Annotated in this window: 2 protein-coding genes; both read left to right on the top strand. The window is 65.8% G+C overall.

All coding sequences use genetic code 11. The annotated features are described in order from the left end of the window. A partial coding sequence (locus EN994_RS29645) for a sugar ABC transporter ATP-binding protein (protein ID WP_164746331.1) occupies positions 1-919 on the top strand: 919 nt, incomplete at its 5' end. Next, a partial coding sequence (locus tag EN994_RS29640; protein ID WP_127308064.1) for a ribose ABC transporter permease occupies positions 916-1,815 on the top strand: 900 nt, incomplete at its 3' end. The genes EN994_RS29645 and EN994_RS29640, both read left to right, overlap by 4 nt.

Genomic DNA, 1,815 nt, shown 5'->3' with positions numbered 1-1,815 from the left:
CCGCATGGAAGAGGTCTACCAGCTTGCCGACCGCGTCAGCGTGCTGCGCGACAGCGGTTATGTCGGCACGCTCGAGCGTGCCGACCTCAGTGCCTCGCGCCTCGTCTCGATGATGGTCGGCCGCGATTTGTCGGCTTTCTACAAGAAGGATCATCGGCCGCCGGATGAAAAGCGCGCGGTGGCGCTCTCGGTGCGCGCCATGTCCGACGGCCGTCTCCTGAAAAACTGTTCGTTCGACCTGCACAAGGGCGAGGTGCTGGCGCTGGCGGGTCTGGTCGGTTCCGGCCGCACAGAGCTTGCGCGGCTGATCTTCGGCGCCGACAGGCACATTTCAGGCACGCTGGAACTCGACGGCAAACCTGTAACCATCGGCTCGCCGCGCGAGGCGCTCGATGCCGGCATCGCCTATCTGACCGAGGACCGCAAGGAACTCGGCCTGTTCCTCGACATGTCGATCTCCGACAATATCAGCATGGGCGTGCTGGCGCGGGATTCGCGCGCCGGCGGCTTGCGCGACTTCGCGGCCGCCGAAAGGCGTGCTTCCAAGGCCGTTGCCGATCTCTCCATCCGCACCAGTTCGGTGCAGGCCAATGCCGGCTCGCTGTCGGGCGGCAACCAGCAGAAGGTGCTGCTCGCCCGCCTGCTCGAGACCGAGCCGAAGGTCGTCATCCTCGACGAGCCGACCCGCGGCGTCGATGTCGGAGCGAAATCGGAAATCTACCGGCTGATCGACAATCTCGCCAAGCAGGGCATCGCCATCCTGATGATCTCCAGCGAACTGCCCGAGGTGATCGGCGTCGCCGATCGCGTGCTGGTGATGCGCGACGGAAAGATATCGGGCGAGGTGACGGCATCGCAAGGCGAACCGCTAAGCCAGGAGGAAATCATGGAACTTGCAACGGGAGCGGCTCAGCAATGACCGACAAGGCGACCGAGATCAGCGCAGGCGGCCAGGCCACCGGCACGAGCCGACGGTTGCGCACGGCTTTCGCTGCCCTTGGCATGCTGCCGGTGCTGATCCTGCTGGCGGCCGGCTTCCAGTTCCTGAACCCGCGCTTCCTGACCGAGACCAACCTGTTGATCGTCACCCAGCAGTCGTCGATCAACATCGTGCTGGCGGCCGGCATGACCTTCGTCATCCTCACCGGCGGCATCGACCTGTCCGTCGGCGCCATCCTCGCCGCATCGGCGATGGTGGCGGTGATCGTATCGCTGGTGCCGGACTGGGGTTTGCTCGGCGTGCCGGCGGCCATTCTGGTCGGCCTCGGCTTCGGCCTCATCAACGGGCTGCTCATCGCCTACATCAAGCTGCCGCCCTTCATCGTCACGCTGGGTTCGCTGACCGCGGTGCGCGGTGTCGCCCGCCTGCTCGGCCAGGACACCACGGTGTTCAATTCGGACCTGCCGTTCGATTTCATCGGCAACGGTTCGCTGTTCGGCATCCCGTGGCTGGTCATCATCGCACTGTCGGTGGTGGTGCTGTCCTGGCTGGTGCTCAAGCGCACCGTGCTCGGCACCTGGATCTACGCCGTCGGCGGCAATGCCGAAGCGGCGCGGCTGACCGGTATCAAGGTGCCGCTGGTGCTGCTCTTCGTCTATGGCGTTTCCGGCCTGCTGGCCGGCCTCGGCGGCGCCATGTCGGCGGCCCGGCTCTACGCCGCCAACGGCTTGCAGCTGGGCCAGTCCTACGAACTCGACGCCATTGCCGCGGTCATTCTCGGCGGCACCAGCTTCGTCGGCGGCGTCGGCTCGATCTGGGGAACGCTGATCGGCGGCCTGATCATCGCGGTGCTCTCCAACGGGCTCATCTTGGCC

Origin of the sequence: Mesorhizobium sp. M7A.F.Ca.CA.002.09.1.1 (assembly GCF_003998555.1) — a bacterium.
GTDB classification, from domain to species: domain Bacteria; phylum Pseudomonadota; class Alphaproteobacteria; order Rhizobiales; family Rhizobiaceae; genus Mesorhizobium; species Mesorhizobium ciceri.
This window is presented reverse-complemented; position numbering and strand designations above follow the sequence as displayed.